The 19,601-nt window shown below is 61.0% G+C and carries 14 protein-coding genes and 1 pseudogene; 12 read left to right on the top strand and 3 right to left on the bottom strand.

Annotation, left to right across the window (positions count from 1 at the left end):
- Window positions 1–115 precede the first annotated feature (115 nt).
- The 7 genes from aspA (at window position 116) to AB4N53_RS19475 (ending at window position 12,878) form a co-directional block, all read left to right on the top strand.
- Window positions 116–1,540: an aspartate ammonia-lyase gene (aspA, locus tag AB4N53_RS19445; RefSeq protein WP_016772472.1), complete on the top strand. Its 1,425-nt coding sequence runs from the start codon at window positions 116–118 to the stop codon at window positions 1,538–1,540.
- 485 nt (window positions 1,541–2,025) lie between these two features.
- Window positions 2,026–3,474, top strand: a complete 1,449-nt coding sequence (locus AB4N53_RS19450; RefSeq protein ID WP_434767165.1) for an alanine/glycine:cation symporter family protein — start codon at window positions 2,026–2,028, stop codon at window positions 3,472–3,474.
- A 171-nt stretch (window positions 3,475–3,645) separates the two neighbouring features.
- Window positions 3,646–4,650, top strand: a complete 1,005-nt coding sequence (locus tag AB4N53_RS19455) for an asparaginase (protein WP_460122400.1) — start codon at window positions 3,646–3,648, stop codon at window positions 4,648–4,650.
- Window positions 4,651–4,822: 172 nt separating this feature from the next.
- A complete protein-coding gene (locus tag AB4N53_RS19460; RefSeq protein WP_460122402.1) occupies window positions 4,823–5,815 on the top strand; it encodes an AraC family transcriptional regulator in 993 nt (330 codons plus the stop codon).
- Window positions 5,816–6,018: 203 nt separating this feature from the next.
- Entirely contained in the window at window positions 6,019–7,044 is a 1,026-nt protein-coding gene (locus AB4N53_RS19465; protein ID WP_460122404.1) for a histone deacetylase family protein, read from the top strand.
- A complete protein-coding gene (locus tag AB4N53_RS19470) occupies window positions 7,041–8,135 on the top strand; it encodes a polyamine ABC transporter substrate-binding protein (protein WP_460122406.1) in 1,095 nt (364 codons plus the stop codon). Before AB4N53_RS19465 ends, AB4N53_RS19470 begins: the two co-directional genes overlap by 4 nt.
- Before the next feature lie 138 nt (window positions 8,136–8,273).
- Entirely contained in the window at window positions 8,274–12,878 is a 4,605-nt protein-coding gene (locus AB4N53_RS19475; RefSeq protein WP_460122408.1) for a dermonecrotic toxin domain-containing protein, read from the top strand.
- On the opposite strand, the gene pdxR is transcribed toward AB4N53_RS19475, so the two are convergent.
- Window positions 12,835–14,388, bottom strand: coding sequence for a MocR-like pyridoxine biosynthesis transcription factor PdxR (pdxR, locus tag AB4N53_RS19480; protein ID WP_460122410.1), 1,554 nt, complete (start codon window positions 14,386–14,388; stop codon window positions 12,835–12,837). The genes AB4N53_RS19475 and pdxR overlap by 44 nt on opposite strands.
- Before the next feature lie 93 nt (window positions 14,389–14,481).
- Here pdxR and AB4N53_RS19485 point away from each other — a divergent pair, with 93 nt between their 5' ends.
- The 3 genes and pseudogenes from AB4N53_RS19485 to AB4N53_RS19495 all read left to right on the top strand — a co-directional run.
- Entirely contained in the window at window positions 14,482–15,105 is a 624-nt protein-coding gene (locus AB4N53_RS19485) for an FMN-binding negative transcriptional regulator (RefSeq protein ID WP_460122412.1), read from the top strand.
- A gap of 10 nt (window positions 15,106–15,115) precedes the next feature.
- A complete protein-coding gene (locus tag AB4N53_RS19490; RefSeq protein WP_460122414.1) occupies window positions 15,116–15,562 on the top strand; it encodes an N-acetyltransferase family protein in 447 nt (148 codons plus the stop codon).
- A gap of 12 nt (window positions 15,563–15,574) precedes the next feature.
- Window positions 15,575–16,240 (top strand): annotated as a pseudogene (locus tag AB4N53_RS19495) (GNAT family N-acetyltransferase); the annotation flags it as partial.
- Between the two features lie 127 nt (window positions 16,241–16,367).
- On the opposite strand, the gene AB4N53_RS19500 reads toward AB4N53_RS19495, so the two are convergent.
- Window positions 16,368–17,270, bottom strand: a complete 903-nt coding sequence (locus AB4N53_RS19500; RefSeq protein ID WP_460122416.1) for a homocysteine S-methyltransferase family protein — start codon at window positions 17,268–17,270, stop codon at window positions 16,368–16,370.
- Window positions 17,271–17,383: 113 nt separating this feature from the next.
- On the opposite strand from AB4N53_RS19500, the gene AB4N53_RS19505 reads away from it, so the two are divergent.
- Both AB4N53_RS19505 and AB4N53_RS19510 read left to right on the top strand, forming a co-directional pair.
- Window positions 17,384–18,202, top strand: coding sequence for an ABC transporter substrate-binding protein (locus AB4N53_RS19505; protein ID WP_460122418.1), 819 nt, complete (start codon window positions 17,384–17,386; stop codon window positions 18,200–18,202).
- Complete coding sequence (locus AB4N53_RS19510; RefSeq protein WP_460122420.1) at window positions 18,199–19,035, top strand: amino acid ABC transporter permease; 837 nt, start codon at window positions 18,199–18,201, stop codon at window positions 19,033–19,035. The genes AB4N53_RS19505 and AB4N53_RS19510 overlap by 4 nt, the downstream gene beginning before the upstream one ends.
- Window positions 19,036–19,042: 7 nt before the next feature.
- Here the strand turns inward: AB4N53_RS19510 and AB4N53_RS19515 are convergent, their stop codons facing one another.
- Window positions 19,043–19,342 (bottom strand): helix-turn-helix domain-containing protein, encoded by a 300-nt coding sequence (locus AB4N53_RS19515; protein WP_460122422.1) that lies wholly within the window; start codon window positions 19,340–19,342, stop codon window positions 19,043–19,045.
- Window positions 19,343–19,601: the final 259 nt, after the last annotated feature.

Here is a 19,601-nt window from a genome sequence, read left to right on the forward strand (position 1 = left end):
ATTATGCCGAATGTGCATAGGGCAGCGCTTAACAGCATTGGCCCAAAAATCCCCACAAGCCTAGCATTCGCAGCGTTCCGGCACAGACCGGGTCCTTATCGAGATGATTTCTATCATGTCCTCCGCTGCATCTTTCCGCACAGAAACCGACCTGCTTGGCGCCCTCGAAGTACCGGCCCATGCGTATTACGGCATCCAGACCCTGCGAGCGGTGAACAACTTCCGCCTCTCGGGCGTTCCGATTTCGCATTACCCGAAACTGGTTGTGGGCCTGGCGATGGTCAAACAGGCCGCCGCTGACGCCAACCGCGAGTTGGGTCACCTGAGCGAAGCCAAGCACGCTGCCATCAGCGAAGCCTGTGCCCGATTGATCCGCGGCGATTACCACGAAGAGTTCGTGGTCGACATGATTCAAGGTGGCGCCGGCACGTCCACCAACATGAATGCCAACGAAGTGATCGCCAACATTGCTCTGGAAGCGATGGGCCACGAGAAAGGCGAATACCAGTACCTGCACCCGAACGACGACGTGAACATGGCGCAGTCGACCAACGACGCTTACCCGACGGCGATCCGCCTGGGTCTGCTGCTGGGTCACGACGCGCTGTTGGCCAGCCTCGACAGCCTGATCCAGGCCTTCGCGGCCAAGGGCAAAGAGTTCGACCACGTCCTGAAAATGGGCCGTACCCAACTGCAAGACGCCGTGCCGATGACCCTCGGCCAGGAATTCCGCGCCTTCGCCACCACCATGGGCGAAGACTTGGCGCGTCTGAAGACGCTGGCCCCGGAACTGCTGACCGAAGTCAACCTGGGCGGCACCGCCATCGGCACCGGCATCAACGCCGACCCGCGTTATCAGGCTCTGGCAGTTCAGCGTCTGGCATTGATCAGCGGCCAACCGCTGGTACCGGCCGCCGACCTGATCGAAGCGACCTCCGACATGGGCGCGTTCGTGCTGTTCTCCGGCATGCTCAAGCGCACCGCAGTCAAGCTGTCGAAGATCTGCAACGACCTGCGCCTGCTGTCCAGCGGCCCACGCACCGGCATCAATGAAATCAACCTGCCGGCGCGTCAGCCAGGCAGCTCGATCATGCCCGGCAAGGTCAACCCGGTGATCCCGGAAGCCGTGAACCAGGTGGCGTTCCAGGTCATCGGTAACGACTTGGCGCTGACCATGGCAGCCGAAGGCGGCCAGCTGCAACTGAACGTGATGGAGCCGCTGATCGCCTTCAAGATCCTCGACTCGATCCGCCTGCTGCAACGCGCCATGGACATGCTGCGCGAGCACTGCATCGTCGGTATCACCGCCAACGAAGCGCGCTGCCGTGAACTGGTCGAACATTCGATCGGCCTGGTCACCGCACTGAACCCGTACATCGGCTACAAGAACGCCACCCGCATCGCCCGTATCGCTCTTGAAAGCGGCCGCGGCGTGCTGGAACTGGTGCGCGAAGAAGGTCTGCTCGACGAAGCCATGCTCGCCGACATCCTGCGCCCGGAAAACATGATCGCCCCGCGTCTGGTTCCGCTCAAAGCCTGAGCCGACGCGAATTTGCAGCACCGCTCACCAGGTCGAGGGACTAGACACCTCTCACCTTTTGAGGGCTTGGGGATTTTGTCCCCGAGCCCTTTTTTTTAACTTCTTTGCGGGCAGGACGTTAGATGCTTTGTGTATTCGATACCGCCAAGATCGCAGCCTTCGGCAGCTCCTACAGGATTGACGTACACCTGTAGAAGCTGCCGAAGGCTGCGATCTTTTGATTTTGCAGCAACCTCGTTTCGTCGCTTGCACCACTACCGTGCAGACGGGCGCGCCACTGATCGGTATAGTGCCGCCCCTCTTCGCGTGAGCGGTCGTCGGTAACGAGGCCATAACCCATGCGAAACCCGAACTAATAACAAAACCCGCGATATGGATCCGGGACGAAACCTTCGCCTCGCCCGTCGTGCCGCGTGCACGCCGGTGTAACACGATGTTTCTCCGATCCAGCATTTGCACCCACAAAAAACAGCGAGGAAAAATCCATGCTCGAAGTCATCAACGACTTCCTCTCAGGGAAAGTACTGATCGTGCTCATTGTCGGGCTCGGTAGCTACTTCACGATTCGCTCGCGTTTCGTTCAACTGCGTCATTTCTTCCACATGTTCGCGGTGTTCCGCGACAGCCTCAAAGGCAGCGCCGGGCAACTCAGCTCGTTCCAGGCCTTGATGCTCAGCCTCGCCGGCCGCGTCGGTGCAGGCAACATTGCCGGTGTCGGCATCGCCGTGACCCTCGGTGGTCCGGGTGCGGTGTTCTGGATGTGGGTGACCGCACTGGTCGGCATGTCCAGCAGCTTCTTCGAGTGCACCCTGGCCCAGGTCTACAAGCGCGCCGATGGCGACGGTCTGTACCGTGGCGGCCCGGCCTACTACATCCAGCACGGGCTCAAGCTCAAGGGCATGGCGATAGTGTTCTCCGTTCTGCTGCTGGTCACCTACGGCTTCGCCTTCATCGGTCTGCAGTCCTACACCGTGACCCACTCGCTGCAGAACGCCTTTGACTTCAACCCACAACACACCGGTATCGTCCTCGCGGTGCTGCTGGCCATCACCTTTATCGGCGGGATCAAGCGCATCGCTTCGGTCTCCGACCTGCTGGTACCGATCAAGACCCTGGCCTACATCGGCGTGACCCTGTACGTGATCGGCACCCAGATCGAACACGTACCAGCCATGCTGGAAACCATCTTCAAGAGCGCCTTCGGCCTCGACCCGGCGTTTGCTGGCCTGCTCGGTAGCGCCATTGTCATGGGCGTGAAGCGTGGCGTGTTCGCCAACGAAGCGGGCCTGGGCAGTGCGCCGAACGTCGCCGCTGTGGCCGCCGTCAAGCATCCGGGCGCGCAGGGCGTGGTTCAGGCTTTCAGCGTGTTCCTCGACACCTTCGTGATCTGCACCTGCACCGCGCTGCTGATTCTGCTGTCGGGCTTCTACACCCCGGGCTTCGAAGGTGACGGCATCGTCCTGACCCAGAACTCGCTGGCTGCCGTAGTCGGTGACTGGGGTCGCATGTTCGTCAGCGTCGCGCTATCGCTGTTCGTCTTCACCTGCATCCTCTACAACTACTACCTGGGCGAGAACAGCTTGCAGTTCCTCAGCCGCAACCGCGCCCTGCTGATGCTGTTCCGCGGCCTGGTGCTGGCGCTGGTGGTGTGGGGTTCGATGCAGGACCTGACGACGGTATTCGCCTTCGCCGACATCACCATGACCTGTCTGGCTTTCGTCAACCTCGTGGCCCTGGCCATGCTGTTCAAGGTCGGCCTGCGGGTGATGCGCGACTACGATGAGCAGCGTCGCGCCGGCGTCAAACAGCCAGTTTTCGACTCGAGCAAATTCGCCGATCTGGATCTGGATCGCAACGCCTGGCCGGTCAACCCGCCAGCAGCGGCGGGCCAGACTGAAGCTGCGCCGCAAGGCGTACCTGCAGCGCAACGCTGACAGGTGAATGACGGGCGCATCCCCTGCGCCCGTCAGTTATTGTGATGCAATAACCTGTAGGAGCGAGCCTGCTCGCGATGACGGACTTTCAGCCAACATCATTGTTGAATGACACACCGCATTCGCGAGCAAGCTCGCTCCCACAGGGCCCTCATCGTTTCGGAGAATCCTATGAGCTCGTCGACCTATCCCGCCGCCCAACACATCATGGTGCTCTACACCGGTGGCACCATCGGCATGCAGGCCAGCGCCAACGGTCTGGCCCCGGCGTCCGGCTTCGAAGCGCGGATGCGCGACTATCTGCACAGCCAGCCTGAGCTGGTAGTGCCGCAGTGGCAGTTTCGGGAAATGTCGCCGCTGATCGACAGCGCCAACATGACCCCGACCTATTGGCAGCAACTGCGCGAAGCGGTGGTCGATGCCGTCGATGTGCAAGGCTGCGACAGCGTGCTGATCCTGCACGGCACCGACACGCTGGCGTACAGCGCGGCGGCGATGAGTTTTCAATTGCTCGGGCTGCACGCGCGCGTATGTTTCACCGGCTCGATGTTGCCGGCGGGCGTGACCGACAGCGATGCCTGGGAAAACCTCGGCGGCGCGCTGGTCGCTCTCGGCCAAGGCCTGGCGCCGGGCGTGCACCTGTACTTCCACGGCGAACTGCTGGCGCCGACCCGCTGCGCGAAAGTGCGCAGCTTCGGCCGCCATCCGTTCAAACGCCTGGAGCGTCAGGGCGGTGGTGTGAAAGCGCCATCGATTCCAGCCAGTTTGAGCTACAGCCAGCCCAAGCAACTGGCCAAAGTCGCGGTGTTGCCGCTGTTCCCCGGCATCAGCGCCGAAGTCCTCGACGGTCTTCTCGACAGCGGCATTCAAGGCCTCGTGCTGGAATGCTACGGCAGCGGTACCGGGCCGAGCGACAATCCAAAGTTCCTCGCCAGCCTTGGCCGCGCACGGGATAACGGCGTAGTCGTGGTTGCAGTGACGCAATGCCATGAAGGCGGGGTTGAGCTGGATGTCTACGAGGCTGGCAGCCGCTTGCGGGGTGTTGGCGTATTGTCCGGTGGCGGCATGACGCGAGAAGCGGCGTTCGGCAAGCTGCATGGGTTGCTGGGTGCGGGGCTGGAAACGGCTGAAGTGCGACGGCTGATCGAGCTGGATTTGTGTGGCGAGCTGATCTGATCTGTCACAACGCAAATCCCCCTGTGGGAGCGAGCCTGCTCGCGAAAGCCATGACACATTCGGCATTCGTGTGGCTGACAAACCGCTTTGGCGAGCAGGCTCGCTCCCACAAGGGATTTTTGTACGGCATATAAATTGCTGCGTTCCAGCCACCCTCAGGCTGGAAGATCCCATGCTCCACTCCCACCTCACCACCCTCAACGCGGTCTCACTGATTCTCAACACCTTCAAGGCCGAAGGCCTGTCGAGCGAGGCGTTGCTGGCTGGCAGCGGCATCGTGGCGGCGGATCTGCAGCGCGCCGATACGCGGATCACCACCCATCAGGAGATGCAGGTCTGCACCAATGCAGTGGCGCTCAAACGTGACATCGGCCTTGAGTTGGGCCGACGCATGCACGTGTCCTGTTACGGCATGCTCGGTTACGCCCTGCTGACCTGTGCCACCTTCGGTGACGCTTTGCGGCTGGCGATCCGTTATCCGGCGCTGTTGGGCACATTGTTCGAACTGAGCCTGGAAGACGATGGCGAGCAGGTCTGGTTCGTCGCCGCCGACTATCGCGAAAGCCCGGCCATGGCGGTGTTCAATGCCGAATTCTGTCTGGTGTCGCTGAAAGTCATCTGCGACGACTTGCTCGGCCATTCCTTGCCACTGCGCGCCACACGCTTCGAACATGCCGCACCGGACTACCGCGCCAGCTACGCTGAACCCTTCAACTCGCCGCTGCATTTTTCGGCCAAGGACAACGCCTTCGCCTTCGACCGCCACTGGCTCGATCAGCCGCTGCCGCTGGCCGACGCGATCACCCATCAGGCCATGGCCGAACGTTGCCGCAAGCAGAATCTGGAGTTCACCGGACGTCAGGCCTGGCTGGGACGGATTCGGCAGTTGCTCAGCGCGCAACTGAACGCCGCGCCGGGCCTGGAGGGGTTGGCGCAGCAGATGAAGTGCTCACCGCGTACCTTGCGCCGACATTTGAAAGACATGGGCAGCAGCTATCAGGAACTGCTCGATGAACTGCGCTTCGAGCGGGCCAAGCAGATGTTGTGTGAGGATCAATTGCCGATTTATCGGATCGCCGAGACGCTGGGCTTCAGCGAGACCGCGAGTTTTCGCCATGCGTTTGTGCGCTGGAGCGGCGTGGCGCCAAGTCAGTTCAGATCCTGAAGACCAAAAGATCGCAGCCTTCGGCAGCTCCTGCAGGGATCGGTGCAGGAGCTGTCGAAGGCGGCGATCTTTGATTGTGAGGGGCGAATTGCGGTCAGAGGTTTTGGCCATATCGATCCCCTTTTGGCCGCTCGCAACGTTTTCCGATTCGCCCGGCGCCGCAACACTGAAACCCACCGAATCAGCCTTGCGGAGAACAACAAATGCTGACGATCTACTCAGACGATCACCACCTGCACCATGGCCGCTGCGAACTCATCGATGGCCAGCTCAAGCCGTGCTTCGAGATGCCGTCGCGTGCCGACCACGTACTGCAACGCGTGCAGAAGCAAAGCCTCGGTGCCGTCGAAGCGCCCAAGGATTTCGGTCTGGAACCGATCGCGCGCATTCACAGCCGTGACTATCTGGAATTTTTCAAAGGTGCGTGGGATCGCTGGACCGAGTTCAACACCGACGGCGACTTGCTGCCCTACACCTGGCCGGCGCGCACGCTGCGTGCGATCAAACCGACCAGCCTGCACGGCCAGCTCGGTTATTACAGCTTCGATGGCGGCGCACCAATTACCGCCGGTACGTGGCAAGCGGCCTATAGCGCAGCGCAAGTGGCCCTGACCGCACAAGCAGAAATCCAGCGTGGCGCCCGCGCGGCCTTCGCCCTGTGCCGTCCGCCGGGACATCACGCCGCCAGCGATTTGATGGGCGGTTATTGCTACCTCAATAACGCCGCCATTGCAGCGCAAGCGTTCCTCGACCAGGGGCACCAGAAAGTCGCGATCCTCGACGTCGATTACCACCACGGCAACGGTACCCAGTCGATTTTCTATGAACGCAGCGACGTTCTGTTCACTTCGATCCACGGTCACCCGGAAGCGGAGTTTCCGTTCTTCCTCGGCTATGACGACGAGCGTGGCGAAGGCGCCGGTGAAGGGTTCAATTTCAACTATCCGCTGCCGGCCGGTTCCGGCTGGGATGTCTGGAGTGCAGCGCTGGATCAGGCCTGCGACGAGATTGATCGCTACGGCGCGGACATCGTTGTCGTCTCCCTCGGCGTCGATACGTTCAAAGACGACCCGATCTCGCAGTTCAAACTCGACAGCCCGGATTACCTGGCCATGGGCAAGCGCATCGCCGCCCTTGGCAAGCCGACCCTGTTCGTCATGGAAGGTGGCTACGCCGTTGAAGAGATCGGCATCAACGCAGTGAACGTGCTGGAAGGTTTTGAACAATGAACAAGCGATTGATCGCCTCGGCACTGTGCGCGGCCCTGCTCAGCGCTGGCGCCCAAGCTGAAGAACGCACGCTGCGCGTTTATAACTGGTTCGACTACATCACGCCCAAGGCGCTGGACGACTTCAAGGCACAGAACAGCCAGACCAAGCTGATCTACGACATCTTCGACACAAACGAAGCACTCGAGGCCAAGCTGCTCACCGGCAACTCAGGCTATGACGTGGTAGTGCCGTCAAACGTGTTCCTCGCCAAACAGATCGAGGCCGGAGTATTCCAGCCGCTGGATCGCAGCAAGCTGCCGAACTGGAATCACCTCGATCCGAAACTGATGAAGCTGATCGAGGCCAATGACCCGGGTAACAAATTTGCCGTGCCGTACATGTACGGCACCATCCTGATCGGCTTCAACCCAGACAAGATCAAGGCAGCGCTGGGCGACAACGCGCCGGTGGACAGTTGGGACCTGATCTTCAAGCAAGAGAACATCAGCAAGCTCAAGCAGTGCGGCGTCGCCCTGCTCGATTCGCCATCGGAGATTCTGCCGCTGGCTCTGCAACACCTCGGCCTCGACCCCAACAGCAAGAAGCCGGCGGATTACGCCAGGGCCGAAGCGCTGCTGATGAAGATCCGCCCTTACGTGACCTACTTCCATTCCTCCAAATACATGGCCGACATCGCCAACGGCGACATTTGCGTGGCCGTCGGTTATTCCGGCAGCTTCTCGCAAGCGGCCAACCGCGCCAAGGAGGCGAAGAATGGTGTGGTAGTAGACATGCGCTTGCCAAAAGAAGGGGCGCCGATCTGGTTCGATATGCTCGCGATTCCCAAAGGTGCGAAGAACACCGAGGACGCTTACACCTTCATCAACTATCTGCTGCAACCGGCGGTGATCGCACCGGTCAGCGATTTTGTCGGCTACCCCAACCCGAACAAGGACGCTACCGGCCTGGTCGATCCCGCCATTCGCAACAACTCGAACCTGTACCCGACCGACGCGGCCATGAACACGCTCTACACCTTGCAACCGCTGCCTCGCGATGCCGAACGCGCGCGGACGCGGGCCTGGAGCAAAATCAAATCCGGAACCTGATTCCCACAGCGCATCCGGGACCCGCACACGCGGGTCTTTTTTTGCCTGGAAGATTTATGTACCGCACGGGCGATAGTGGCGCCTTTTAACTTGCCCTGATCCGCCGGCTTCCGGCGCCCGACAGAGCAGGAATCACCGATGCCCGAACTCCCCACACCCAGTGCCGTCGATATCGTGACCCAACTGGTCACCGGCCCCTCACTCCATGAAGTCGCCGCGAAAACCCTGGCCCCGGCACTGAAGACGCTGTACCCCGACCTTGAGATCGATCCGCAACTGGCCATGGTCGTAGAGCCGACCTGGGAGATAGACAACGATCAGGTCTTCGCCGGCCGGCCCAACGTTGAAACGCTGACGGATGCGCTGGTACGCCTCGGCATGACCGGAAAAACCGTAACCTACCTGGACGGTGAGCATTATCTGACCCAGCAACCTGCCTGGCCGGCTCCCGTGCAGTTGCCGGTGAAAATCGAGGCGATCGGTCTGCTGCTCAACGAGCTCGCCCCCCTGTTGTTCATCGCCTACCAGGACCAGCACGTCACCTACTGGGATGAGTTCACCTACCCCGGGCAGCCGCGCTGGCAGCAGTTGTCGCAAGCGTTACGCAATTTATGGAGAGCCGATGCCAGCCTTGGCTGGGATAACGCTCAAACCGCCGTCGCCGAAGCGGTTTTCCGGCAGCCCGACAAGCAACAACGTATGACCGCTGACCAATACAATACACGGGCGTGTCTGATCGACCTCGACCGGGAAGGCACGTCACAGCCCGATCACCTGGCCTTGCTGGACATGGCGGTCATCATTGGCACGGTTGCAAAACGCAGCGTGGTTCTCACTCACGCGGTCACCCGGGGTTACCAGCACTTCGACTCGCTGCAAGCGTTTGGCGAGGATCTGCAGCGACGCTTCGGCGCAACTGCCGCAGATCCGGGCCTCAAGTGGCGGCTGGTCGAACCGCAGGGCGACTTTTTCGACCATCAGGCCTGCACTTTGATTTCGCTTGAGGCCGATGCCCTGGGCAAAATCAACTTTTTTGCTGACAAGCCGCTCAACCCTGTCTATCCGCACACAGGGACTTCCGGCAAAACGGCCCGACCGACCCCACGTCTTGAGGCACATTTCGAACGACTGCGACCGATGCTGCCGCAGTGGCTCAATGCTGCGCCGTCCGTCGATCAGGCCCGCTACAGCCGGCACCTCCTGGACCTGACCACGGTTCAGCATGAACACAACGGCAAATCGTTCCAGAGCGAGGTCGTTGACCTGCGCGCGTATACCCGCGACGCCTTGATGCAACAGATGTTGAAGGACCAGCCGAATGCCAAGGACATCAAGCTCGATGACATTGTGATCACCATCACCAGCCTGGTGGTCTGGGGAACGTTCGTATTGCCCGGCAACACCAGCACCAAGACCCTGACCTTGACGGAACTGGCCCTGCAGAACCTCGCCGGACTGCCATTGGGCAACAAGACCGTGAGTTATAAGGATGCCAGCGCAGTCCCTGACTGGATGACCGTGGCGTATCTGGAAAAACTGGTCAGCACGGTGGATATCGGCCGGACCTATCCGGCGCACCTGAAGGCACGCCTGATAGACGACGCCGATCAGGCGGCGGCGCTGAAAAAGCTATACACAAGCCAGCTACGCATCGAGCTGCCCTTGCTGGCGTTGCAAGACAAGATCCAGGGTCGAGCAGGCATTGATGATTCGGGTTATCGCTACGTTGCAGCGGCGCTGGCGGCCACCGCCGCTGAACGATACGTCGATGGCGAGGAAATCGTGATCCGCCCGCTGGCTTTCGTCGCGCACCGCAGCAGCGCCGCAGCCGACAGCGTCGCCAACATGTACGTCATCGGCCCGCGCGAAGCGAACAAAGGCCCCTGCCTGCTGTACCGTCCACTGTTCGAGATGCCGTTGATGCAATTTCCCGGACACGCCAACCTCCTCTACGCGATCGAGCATTCGCGACATTTACGCGACTCGGTGCTGGCGTGGCTGCCCGATGACGTACGTTTCAATTACAGCCAGTTTGTCTTTACCGCCAGGCTGCCATCGATATGGACAATTCCGCAGATGCTGGTCAATCCGACGACGGCGCTCGACATGTCCGGCCCCGTAGCGTTGGGAACACAAGTACTGACCGGTGACGTGCTGGAGACACTTCATGAACGCAACGTGCAGGCCCTGCTGACCCAGGCCGACCGGCAATCGGTGTCCAACGCCGAGGCACGCTGGGCCACCCTGAAACAGGGCGGCTGGCTGATATTCAATGCCGCCCTGCCGTTCCTGGGACGCAGCGTCGGCACGGCGGCATGGATCTGGCAAATCATGGACGATCTGCAGGAAGTCACCGACGTTGCCAACCAGCAGTCGGGCAAGGTTGCGTGGACGGCGATTGCCGACATCCTCCTGGCTCTGGGTATGGTCCTTGCGCATCGCGCGGCAGTCGGCGAGGCATCAGCGGGTGAATCGTTTGCACAGCTCGAAAAGGATATGGCGCCCCTTGAGCCGGCCGGCAAGGTACGCAAAGCGCTGCAACTGCCCGATGCCACCAGTGCCGAACTGGTCGGCCCCCACGCGACGACCATCGATATCGTCACTGCATTGAAACGCTCGCCGCTGGCGCTGGCCAAGGTCCTCGACAGCTTCAAGCGTGGCCGACCGAAAGATCTTGGCGAGGCCGCCAGCGACGGCATGCACCGAGGCTTGCACCCGCACGGCGACACTTGGTACGTGGAGGTCGGCCAGCGCTGGTTCGAGGTGATGCGCAATGAACACGGTAACGTGCAGATTATCGACTCGCGCCAGCAACCCCGCCGCATCGGTCCGACAGTGGCCTATTCCGCCAGGGGCGAGTGGGTGATCGATATGCGCCTGCGTCTGCGCGGCGGAGGCCTGGATTCGGCACTGAAAAAATCCCGGGACAGCAGGCAGGCCGCCGCCAAAGCGTTGACCGAAAAGATCGCCGAGTTCGATAACACCATGCATGCCAAGGAGATACGTCTGAACGCGGACCGTGATGCCTTGAGCGATGCTCTGCCGCCGGCGCAGTCACAGGCGCGCACTCAGTACCTCGCCACACTCGATGCCCAGCACAAGGAGTACGCAGCGAACATTCAGCAGATCAAGGAGTTGAATCTCAACCAGACCATTCCCAATTACCGCACGGTCATGACCGAACGCTTGCAGATGCAATTGTTTCTGGGCCAGGAGTGGCTCAGTGAGCACTCCTCGCAATTCCAACAGAGCGTCGAGGGCATGCAGATGATGATCGCGGAGGGGGCCAGCGCCGATTCAGAGGCATTCGGTCTGGCGGCCGTCAGCCTGAATGACGTCACTCAAAGCATCATCGAGAAAATGGAGGCGGCACAAGCCTGCTTCGAAGAAATGAAGCTGTTGGGAAAAGACGCCGTGGAGGCAATGCGCGTGTATCGGGACGCGCTGCCGGCTTACCAGCTGGATGACCTTAAAGTGCTGCAAATCAGCCTCGCCGAGAGAATATGTATCAAGCCTGGCGACACCGCGAACCATGCCAGCGCGCAACAGGCGCTGGCCGATCTCATCGAAGACGCTGCGCTGAATATCCAGAGCTCGCTGGACTTGAGCGCCGATGAAAGCCTGGGCGACTTGCGTGGACGCATCGACGCCTTGAGCAACGTCGCGCAGCAGTTCGATTCCGTGGACAAACGCTTCAGCGATCTGGCCAGCGAATACTCCGGCCAGCTCCACACAGAGCGACTTAAACATGTACAAACGCGGGTGATTGCATTCAAAGCCGCCGCCGACAGCCGACTCGCCGAACTGCTGCGCTTCCGGCATCTGCTCGCGCCGCAGGCCGGTCCGTCAACGCCCTCCGCGTCTGCCTCTAATCGACAGATCATCCAGACACGATCAAGGGGCACCGTGGTCGGCGAACGCAAGAAAAGCGTCGGCGATGACACTACCGAACTGATGGAAGTACGCACTCATCTGACGGGCGTCATTGCCACATTCCACGAAGAGTCGCCCGGTGTCTGGGTCGAACAGCGTACGCCGCCTGCGCCGACGCCAGCCTCTCCCGTCGACTTGAAACACAGTGTTCGCGAGGGCCAGGCGCTGATCGATGGCCTGGCGGCATTTCATCGGCGCATCGAAGCGCGCCTCAAACGCGGCGCGCGGATCCCGGTGGAGGTCGAGGAGGAATACCACCAGCATGCCGCACTCTTACGCAAGGCCATTGCGGCGATCGACGAAGCACTGACCGCCAGGAACCTCACCGCGGGCCAGCATGAACCCTCCGAAACGCTTAATCACGCGCTCGACAAAGCAGCGAAAAACCTGGAAGAAAAAGGCACCAGCACGCGCATTCGCTTGGTCAAACAGCAATTACCCACGGCGGCGGGCATGCAATGGCTCAAGGAAAAGGGAGAAATAATCATCGACAAAACCGTGACCCGACGGCCGATCCGTCGCCGTCAGCATGATTTCCTCGACGAGTACCGGATTCGTGATGCCCACAATGACAAGGTCCTGTGCTATGCCCATTTTCACTACAGCAGCGCCGAGGCGCATGATCCATCGTTCGTTCGCGGGCATATGAAAACCGTCGCCCAACAGCGAATGGGCGGTGCCTACGAGCCCAGCCAGCCAAGCAACCAGCAACTGATTGAAATCCATCGCAGCGAAATTTCCAGTCGCTCGGCCGAGGCGTTGTTCTTCAACCTCCCCAAGCCTGTCGCAAGCGCGCCAGTGCCGCTGTGATCGCAGCCTCCGGCACAGCGGCAAAACCCAGCACCAGGCCGGCGCGGCGGGCCATGGGTGTAGTCGAGTCCGGCAACCAGTAACTGCTCAGGCCGTTGATTTCGACATCGACATCAGCGGCCTGGGCGATCAATTGTTGCTCACGCTCCACGCTGTCCACAGCCACGGTCAGGTGCAGCCCGGCGGACACCGCGGGCAATTGACCGACACCGGCGATCGCCGTCGGCCAACCTTCGAGCAAGCAGTTGCGCCGGCTCAGCGCAGCCCGGCGCATGCGGCGGATATGCCGCTGGAAATGCCCGGCGGCCATGAACTCGGCCATCACCGCTTGCGTGCCGACCTCCGAATGCCGCACATCGACGGCGCGGCGTTGCGCGAACGCGTCGACCAGCGCGGGTGGCAGCACCAGATAACCAAGGCGCAGCGCCGGGAACGCCACTTTGCCGAACGTGCCGACGTAGAGCACACGCCCCTGACGATCAAGTGCGGCCAACGGCGCCAGCGGTGCGCCGGTGTAGCGGTACTCGCCGTCGTAGTCATCCTCGACGATCCAGCCGCCGACACGCTCGGCCCAGGCGAGCAATTCCAGACGCCGGGCCAGACTCATCACCACACCGGTCGGGTACTGATGAGACGGCGTGACGTACGCCACCCGGCAGTCACTGAGCTGAGCCATGGCACCGCAATCGATGCCGTCGCCGTCTACCGCCACGCCGTGCAATTTGGCCCCCGCCACAGCGAAGGCATGTCCGGCGGCGCGATAGCCCGGGTTCTCGATCGCCACGCCGTCCCCAGGCTCGACCAGCAGCTGTGCACAAAGGCTGATGCCCTGCTGCGCGCCACTGGTGATCACAATTTGCTCAGCCGTGCACTGCATGCCGCGTGAACTGCGCAAATACGCAGCGATCATGCCGCGCAGTCGCGCATCACCGGCCGGATCGCCGTAACACAGTTGCTGCAGATCCGGTTTGCGCCAGAACGCCGCGTTCAGCTTGGCCCACACCTCGAACGGGAACAGGTCGAACGCCGGCACGCCCACCCGAAAAGCACGCGGCGGACCGCTCGGCGGTCGGGCCAGATGGTGCTTTTCGATGCGGGAAAATCCGTCGCTGTGGATAACTTTGCTGGATGGATTCACAGGTAAATCCAGCCAATTTGTGGATAAGGCTGTGGGTAAGCCTGTTGACAAGCCTGTGGATGGATTTGTGGATAGTTTTTTCTTCGGCGTGGACGCCTGCACCAATTGCGCCACGTAAGTACCGTCGCCAACGCGCCCTTCGATAAAGCCCTCGGCGTACAACTGATCATATGCGCGCACCACGCTGTTGCGGGAAATGCCCAGCGCCGACGCCAGGTCACGGCTGGCCGGCAATCGCGTGCCGCTAACGAGGCGCCCGTCAAGCACCCGCTGGCGCAACGCCTGATAGAGCTGGCGGCTCAGACCCTGACGGCGATCAAGCTCGATTCCGGCCGGATTGAAAGGCATCGACAAGGGTGGCAGATCAGGCATAGCGAATGGACCTATGAAATGGCTCAGCAATGGCTCTTACAACAGACCAATAGCCTGCCTAGGATGCAGGCATTCGCCAAGGAAAATCTGTCCATGTACACGCCACGCGCCTTTGCCATCGAAGACTTGTCCCAGCTGCACGAGCTGATTCTTGCCACTCGCCTGGCCATTCTGGTCAGCCACGGTGAGAGCGGCCTGCAGGCCAGCCACGTGCCGGTGCTGTTGCATCGCGAACAGGGTGAGCACGGCACGCTCTACGGCCATCTGGCCAAAGCCAATCCGCAGTGGAAGGACCTGCGTGACGGCGCCGAGGCGATGCTGATCTTCGCCGGACCAGACGCCTACGTCAGCCCGAGCTTCTACCCGAGCAAAGCCGAACACGGCAAAGTCGTGCCGACCTGGAACTACATCGCCGTGCACGCCTACGGCCATGCCGAAACCTTTAGCGATGGCGGGCGCCTGCTCGACATCGTCAGCACCCTCACTGACCGTCACGAAGCGGGCCGCGCCCAGCCATGGTCGGTCGAAGATGCACCTGCCGATTACATCGACGGCATGCTCAAAGCCATCGTCGGTTTCGCCATTCCCATCGACCGCCTCGAAGGCAAACGCAAGCTCAGCCAGAACCGCAGCGCCGCTGACATTGCCGGGGTACGCGAAGGCCTCGCCGCCAGCCCCGACGCCAACGATCAAACCCTCGCCCAATTGATGCGCTAAGGAAACCCGCATGACCCAGATCGACATTCGCCCGGTCAGCGCCAACGACCATGCCGCCTGGCTGCCGCTGTGGCAGGCCTACCTGCGCTTTTACAACACCGAGCTGCCAGACGCCGTGACCCAGAGCACCTGGCAGCGCTTTCTCGATCCGAACGAGCCGACTCACGCCGCCCTCGCCTGGGCCGAGGGCAAAGCGTTGGGCATGGTGCATTACATCTATCATCGCTCGAACTGGAGCATTGAAAACTCCTGCTATCTGCAGGATCTGCTGGTGGTGCCCGAGTCCCGTGGCACAGGTGTCGGTCGGCTGTTGATCGAGCATGTCTACGCTACCGCCAAGGCCGATGGTTGCTGCAAAGTCCACTGGCTGACCCACGAAACCAACGCGACGGCGATCCAGCTCTACCAGCGCATTGCCGAACGTCCGGGTTTCATCCAGTTTCGTAAAGCCCTTTAAGGAGACGCGCACATGACCGCTTCACTCGCTGACTGGAAAGGCGTCCCCGCCCCCTCCGCCACCTTGCTCGACGGCCGTTTCATCCGCCTGGAAAAACTCGACCCGGCGCGCCATGCCGATCAACTCTTCGCCGCCCTCGAAGGGCCGGGTGCTGATCCGAAACTGTGGGATTATTTGCCTTACGGGCCGTTTCCCGAGCGCAGCGCGTTCAACGACTGGCTGAACAATCATGCGGCCAACAGCGACCCGTATTTTTTCAGCGTCATCGACCGTGCGACTGGTCAGGTGCAAGGCATCCTCAGCCTGATGTCGATCGTCCCGGCGCAGGGCCGCATCGAGATCGGCCATGTCACTTTCGGTGCGCCGATGCAGCGCTCACCGAAAAGCACTGAAGCTGTGTACCTGCTGGCCAAATACTCGCTCGAGCTGGGATACCGGCGCCTGGAATGGAAGTGCAACAACGGCAACGCCCGCTCCAAATATGCGGCCGAGCGTCTGGGCTTCAGCTTTGAAGGGGTGTTCCGCCAGCACATGGTGGTCAAGGGGCAGAACCGCGACACCGCGTGGTATTCGATTGTGGATTCGGAATGGCCGGCGATCGGTGAGGGGTTCGAGCGCTGGCTGAGCGATGAAAACCAGACGCCTGATGGCCAGGTGAAAGGCTTGGCCGAGTGCCGTAGCCGATCGTCACAAAGCCCCTGTGGGAGCGAGCCTGCTCGCGAAAGCGGTGTGTCAGTCACCGCAAATGTTGACTGACACACCGCTTTCGCGAGCAGGCCCGCTCCCACAATTGGCGGGGTCTGGCTTAACGACGCAGCTTCTGCGCCAGCACCGCAATATGCTCCGGCCCGATCCCGCAGCAGCCGCCCAAGTGACTGGCGCCGCGCTGCTGCCAGTCCAGCGCCCAGTGCAGATACCCCGGCGGATCAAGATCGTCACGTAACGGGTCGAGCCCGTCATTGGCCGTGGCTTCTTTGGGTTGCGGAGGAAACGCGTTGGCATACGCGCCGATATTGATCGTGACGCCGAGACGCTCAAAGGTTGCGCGTGCCGCGTCGATTGCTGCGCCAATCACTTCAGGCTGACTGCAGTTGAACAGCAACGTTTCCACACCCAAGTCCGCTGCCACCGCAGCCGCTTCCGCTACTGGTTCACCGGAGCGCAGGCGTGGCACTTCATCGGTGTCTTCATCCTTGAGGGTGAATGACAGCCAGAACGGCTTGCCATCCTTCGGCAGCCCGGCGTGAATGGCGCGCGCCTCGACGATCGAGCTCTGGGTTTCGGCCAGCCATAGATCAACGTGCGGGGCCAGTCCCTTGATCAGTGGCATCAACAATTCGCTCACCCGATCCGCTTCGAACAGATCCGGACGGTACGAGCCGAACAGCGGCGGCAACGAACCGGCAACACGCACTGGCTTGCCGGATGCCTGCACCGCCCGCCGCGCCAACTCTCCCGCCAGCGCCGCAAGCGCCTGGCCTTCAGCGGCAAAGCGCGCCTCGCCAATGTGAAACGGCACCACCGCGTAACTGTTGCTGGTGATCACGTTGGCACCGCTGCTGATGTAAGCGGCATGCACCGCCTCGACCGCTTGCGGCGCTTCGCTCAGCGCCAGTGCCGACCACTCGGGCTGGCGAAATGGCGCCCCGGCGCGTTGCAATTCACGGCCCATGCCGCCATCGAGAATGACCGTACCTGCTGCGCCCATATGCTTTTCACTCATATGCTTATGAAAATAACTCACTATCAGAGTCGTTCTTATAACTATTTAATACGCACCACTCGGTTAATAACAACCTCTTTTTTCAACAGGAAGCGACTGTGAAATTCCAACCGCTATTGGCCCTGGGCCTGACCATTCTGGCCTCCACCCAAGCCTTCGGCGGCGCGACGCTGGACCGTGTGGAGCAGAAAAAAGAGCTGGTCGGCGTACTCATGGAAAGCTATCCGCCGTTCTCGTTTCTCAATGAGCAGAATCAACTCGACGGTTTCGATGTCGACGTTGCCAAAGCCGTGGCGGACAAACTCGGGGTCAAACTGCGTCTCGAAACGCCGTCCTGGGACGTTATCGCCGCCGGCCGCTGGAGCGGGCGCTACGACATCTGCATCTGCTCGATGACCCCGAGCAAGGCCCGCGCCGAGGTGTTCGACTTCCCGGTCGAGTACTACGCCTCGCCAGCGGTAATCGTGGTCAATGCCAAGGACGAGCGCATTCACAGCGCCAAGGATCTGAGCGGCAAGAAGGTCGGTCTGACCAGCGCCTCCAGCTACGAAAGTTACCTGAACAAGAACCTGGTCATCGAAGGCGCCGAGGATACGCAGTTGCAGTATCCGTTCGAGGATGTACAGATCGCCCCGTACGACACCGACAACGTTGCCTTCCAGGATCTGGGCCTGGGTGCCGGCGTGCGCCTGGATGCGATCCTCACCAATCTGGTCACCGCGCAGCCGCGCCTGAACCAGGACCAGCGCTTCAAATTAGCTGGTGAACCGCTCTACTCGGAGCCCAATTCGGTAGCCATCGAAAAGGGTGACCCGCAGTGGGACGCCAAGGTGCGCGAGGTGTTCGCCCAGCTGAAACAGGACGGCACCCTGAGCAAGCTGTCGCAGAAATGGATCGGCGCCGACATCAGCCAATGACTTCCTTTCCAACCCCGCCACAGCCACCGCAACCGGTGGCTGAAACACGCCTGCAAAAGCTCTTCGGTTTCCGTACGCGCCTGTACCTGACGTGGGCGGCGCTGTTCTGCCTGTTTGCCGGATTCTTTCTCAGCTTCGACCTGAAGTTCTCGATCATCCTCGACAAGCTGCCCAACCTGGTCGGCCTGAAACTGGCGCCGAACGGATTTCTGCAGGGCGCAGCGCTGACTCTGTTTCTCTGCGCCTGCTCGATCATCGCCTCGTCGCTGCTCGGTTTCATCACCGCGCTGGCGCGCCTGTCGAACAGCGCCGTGGCGTTTGGCATCGCCAGTTTCTACACCTCGTTCTTTCGTGGCACGCCACTGCTGATCCAGATCCTGCTGATCTACCTCGGCCTGCCGCAACTGGGCATCGTCCCCGGCGCCATCGTCGCCGGCATCATTGCCCTGTCGCTGAACTACGGCGCCTACCTGAGCGAAATCTTCCGCGCCGGTATCCTCGGCGTCGATCACGGCCAACGCGAAGCATCCCTGGCGCTGGGCCTGCGCGAAAGCGTGATCTTCTGGCGCATCACCCTGCCCCAGGCCATGCGCACGATCATTCCACCGACCACCAACCAGTTCATCTCGATGCTCAAGGACTCGTCGCTGATCTCGGTGATGGGCGTCTGGGATGTGATGTTTCTCGCCCAGTCCTACGGGCGCTCAAGTTATCGCTACATCGAAATGCTCACCACGGCGGCGATCATCTACTGGCTGATGTCGATCGGGCTGGAGCTGATTCAGGCACGGATGGAGCGGCATTACAGCAAGGCGTATGTGCGCCGTAGTTGAGGTGCATTCAAATGGTGTCCCGGCGAATCCGCACTACGCCCATTTTCATGCCGAAGGGGCGGAACACCGCGATCAGCGACTTCAGGGTCTGATTGCCTTCGCCATGTTCGATATGCACCAGCGTGCGCACTGAAATCTTGCACATCTTCGCGAACTGGGTCTGATGCAGACCGGTGACTTCGACCCGTAAACGGCGCACGGCGTCACCGATTTCCAGAGTGCCTTCGGCCAGCGCTTGCTGAATGCTTTCGATGAGCGCCGTGCGCTCGAGGACGGTCAGTTGCTGTGCGGATTTATGCTTTCTCATGACGCGGTAGATTCGATCGGCGAAAGACGCAATTTAATGCAGACGCGAGCCGCCGGGGCTTCAATCGACGCAAAACAATGCAGATGGATCACCGATCGATACCGTTGTGATCCTGAATCGGCTGTAGGAAAAAGACTGCTCACCATTACGCAAAAGCTGTTTCTGCGAAATCCAGTGACGTTTTTCTACAGAACGATCCGATGTCGCCTGCGTGGCTGTGGGAAGCGGCCGACATCGGTTTTTTTCGGGTAGCAATAGA

It is taken from the genome of Pseudomonas sp. H3_E04, from assembly GCF_054668915.1.